The 3139-nt window shown below is 72.1% G+C and carries 4 protein-coding genes; 1 reads left to right on the forward strand and 3 read right to left on the reverse strand.

Annotation, left to right across the window (positions count from 1 at the left end; translation table 11 throughout):
- Nucleotides 1-254: 254 nt before the first annotated feature.
- Nucleotides 255-770: a hypothetical protein gene (locus FL311_RS42170; RefSeq protein WP_228557453.1), complete on the reverse strand. Its 516-nt coding sequence runs from the start codon at nt 768-770 to the stop codon at nt 255-257.
- A gap of 4 nt (nt 771-774) precedes the next feature.
- Nucleotides 775-1362, reverse strand: a complete 588-nt coding sequence (locus tag FL311_RS42175; RefSeq protein ID WP_141333249.1) for a hypothetical protein — start codon at nt 1360-1362, stop codon at nt 775-777.
- 221 nt (nt 1363-1583) lie between these two features.
- Here FL311_RS42175 and FL311_RS42180 point away from each other — a divergent pair, with 221 nt between their 5' ends.
- Complete coding sequence (locus FL311_RS42180; RefSeq protein WP_141333250.1) at nt 1584-2342, forward strand: RNase H family protein; 759 nt, start codon at nt 1584-1586, stop codon at nt 2340-2342.
- On the opposite strand, the gene FL311_RS42185 is transcribed toward FL311_RS42180, so the two are convergent.
- Nucleotides 2327-3139: bifunctional 2-polyprenyl-6-hydroxyphenol methylase/3-demethylubiquinol 3-O-methyltransferase UbiG (locus FL311_RS42185; RefSeq protein ID WP_141333251.1), on the reverse strand; the 813-nt coding region annotated here is incomplete at its 5' end. The genes FL311_RS42180 and FL311_RS42185 overlap by 16 nt on opposite strands.

Below are 3139 nucleotides of genomic sequence, written 5' to 3' on the forward strand. Positions count from 1 at the left end.
GAAGAGGCGTGTCTTGCCCGACACCTCTCTCAGCTGGTCTCGATGGCCGCTCTTTACCTACCCTCAGCCCTCTCTCCTCTCGTACCCCTGCTTGGGCATCCCATCCCAAAAGGGCGAAAGTCGAGTCTGAGCGGGAGCGGCATGGCGCGTGGGCTTGCGGCCCACGTCGCATGAGCCCGTCATGCACCCAGCGCGACTCAACGCGAAGGTCACGTCCCCCCAAGTCGCCGCGTGGGACGTCCGCGGCCCGCGAGTCAGGCGGGCTGTCGCGCGGGCTCGTGACTCGCGCAGCGCTTGCGCCCCAGCCAGTACGAGACGCCCAGCGCCGGCAACGCGAGCAGGTCCGTCACGTCCATCGTGTGCGCCACCGGCGCCACGGCGGGAACCGCGCGACTGGAGAGCACCGCCCACGCCGCTCGCACGGGCCACTGCAACCCACCGAGCCCCCAGCGCCAGGCCTCGGCCGCGGGCCCCCAGACCTGGATGGCGCTGAACACGCACCCCGTCAGCACCACGCACGCCGTCAGCACCGCGAGCGACGGCCGGAAGCCGTCCCGCGCGCTTCGTCCCCGCGCCTGCTCCCAGAGTCCCTGCAGGAGCAGCGGGAACATCGACAGCCCCGCCACGTCCGACAGCTTGCCCGTCCACCAGGACGGCCAGCGCGCCTTGAACACATGGTCGTTCAGCACGAGCACCAGCACCGCGCAGAACACCAGCGGATGCAGCAGCGTGTCACCCGGCACGCACGCGGTGGCACGCGAGGTCCTCACGCGGTCAGCGAGGCCCCACGGTGAACTCGAGCCCACGAGGCTCCTCGTCCACCGTCTCGTCGAAGCTCACCTCGCCCACCATCTTCCACTCCACCTCCACCACGCCGTGGACCGGCGAGCCCTCCGCGAACGCCACGTCGAGCGTCGCGTCCCACTCGCACGGCTGCTGGAGCCGGCAGACATCCCCGTCCGATTCCGCGTCGAACGTCACCGCCGCCCCCTCCGACACCCCCAGCTCCTGCGTCCTCGGCTTGAGCGGATGGGGCCCGAAGCGCAGCGTCGCCGTGAGACTGGGCGCCGTCCGTGAGCCCCCCTCGTCGTGCGTCCAACGGGCGGAGAGCGGCGCGCGCATCGTCGCCCATACCGTCTGCGTGGAGCCGTTCGGCACCGCCAGCCGCACTGGCAACACCACGCTGGCCGAGGGCACGTCCGCCGTCAGCCGCAGCACGCCCGGCGCCGACTCCTCGACGCGGGGGCTCGGCGCGCTGCGCGACGTGGCCACCGAGGCGGCCGCCGCCACCAGCAGCGCGAGCCTGGCGGCCCACGCCCTGCCGCGCGAGGAGACGGGCCTGGAATCGCTCTGGGAGGACATGGAGTGCTCGGTCGACATGGTGGTGTGGGTGGCTTTCCCTCGGGCACCGGCGCTCCCGCCCGAGCCCTCGCGGCCTGAGCAAGCCACGTACCACGCTCACGCCTCCAGGTGAGGAGCCACTCGGGCTCCCGGTGGAATCACGACTTTCATGTCAGCCCGAGGACGCCCGTGTCGCGAGTCGTCCTGGCCGCCCCGCCCCGAGGCCGCCTAGGGTGCGCCGCATGAAGAGCCACGCCACGGTCGTCTTCACCGACGGAGCCTGCTCCGGCAACCCGGGCCCCGGGGGCTGGGGCGTCATCATCGCCACGCCGGACGGACAGGTGACGGAGCTGGGCGGCCACGAGCGGGAGACCACCAACAACCGGATGGAGCTCACGGCCGTGGGCATGGCGCTGCGCCACCTGGAGGCCACGGCGGGCCCGCTGCGCATCCACACCGACTCCACCTATGTGATTCAGGGAATCACCAAGTGGGCGTTCGGCTGGAGCAAGCGCGGCTGGAAGACGGCCGAGGGCAAGGAGGTGGCCAACGCCCCTTATTGGAGGCGGCTGATGGCGCTGCTCGCCCAGCGCAAGCAGACCCACTCCGGCGAGGCCGCCGCCGTCGAGTGGCACTACGTGCGCGGCCACGTGGGAGTGCCCGGCAACGAGCGGGTCGATGAAATCGCCGTGGGCTACTCGCGCGGCAAGGGTGTGCGGCTCTACTCAGGCGCGCTGTCCACGTACGACGTGGACATCCACGACGTCCCCGAGGACACCTCGCTCCCCGAGGAGAAGCCCCGACAGCCCGCGGCCAAGGCGCACTCGTACCTGAGCCAGGTGGGCCGCAGCGTGAAGCGCCACGCCACGTGGGCCGCGTGCGAGCGCCGCGTCAAGGGCGTCTCCGACGCGCGCTTCAAGAAGACCAGGAGCCCCGAGGACGAGGCCCAGGTGCTCGCGGACTGGGGCGTCCAGCCCGGGGACGTTCAGTCGGAGGACTGAGCCCCGCCGCGCACCGCCGTGAGCAGCAGGTCGAACTTCCCGCCGAGGAACGTGCGGAAGCCGTGCTGGTGCAGGTAGCGGCGGTAGAACGACAGGTCCTTCACGAGCAGGGACAGGTCCGACTCGCGCAGGTTGCGCACGCGGGCACCGTGGACGACCTCGCCGTCGCGGAAGCGCGAGTTGGGAAAGCCGAGCACGAGCGTCGCCTCGGACTCCAGATGCGCCTGGACCAGCGTCCGCAACAACGCGTGGTCATCCACCCCGGGGCTCTGCAACGTGCCCACGGACACCACCAGGTGGAAGCGCCCCAGCGCGGCGGGCAGCGCGTTGAGGTCCGCCACGTGGAAGGCGTGACGCGCGTGCGGGAAGCGGGCGCGCGCCTGGGCAATCGCGGAGGCGCTGTGGTCCACGCCCACGAAGGAGACGTCGGGCACCTCGTCCAGCCAGGAGAACGCGTCCAGCTCGTCCCCGCGATTGACGCCCAGGTCCAGCACCCTCGCGCCCGCCGGCAGCCGCACGCGCCCCAGCGCCTCCAGCCACGGCAACAGGAAGCCCGCGTCCTCCAGCTTGCGCACACGCGCGAAGGCGGAGTCCGCCCCATACCGCTCCTCCGCGGGCACCGCCGCCTCCGCCCTCGCGCTCCCCGCGTGCCACGAGGCCTCCGCGCCCAGTGCCTCGAAGGTCAGCGACACATGCGTCGCATCCACGCCGCGCGGCGTGCGCAGCCGGCAGCCCAGCCCCTCCGCCAGATCACACCAGTGGCGCAGCGGACGGTGCACCAGGCCCCCCTCCGGCCC

The organism is Myxococcus sp. AB025B, from assembly GCF_006518215.1.
Taxonomy (GTDB): Bacteria; Myxococcota; Myxococcia; order Myxococcales; family Myxococcaceae; genus Myxococcus; species Myxococcus fulvus.

What these genes read in the sequence shown, in the direction of transcription:
- FL311_RS42175 (WP_141333249.1), bottom strand. Translation starts at nt 1,362, where the DNA reads ATGTCCTCCCAGAGCGATTCCAGGCCCGTCTCCTCGCGCGGCAGGGCG.
- FL311_RS42180 (WP_141333250.1), top strand. Translation starts at nt 1,584, where the DNA reads ATGAAGAGCCACGCCACGGTCGTCTTCACCGACGGAGCCTGCTCCGGC.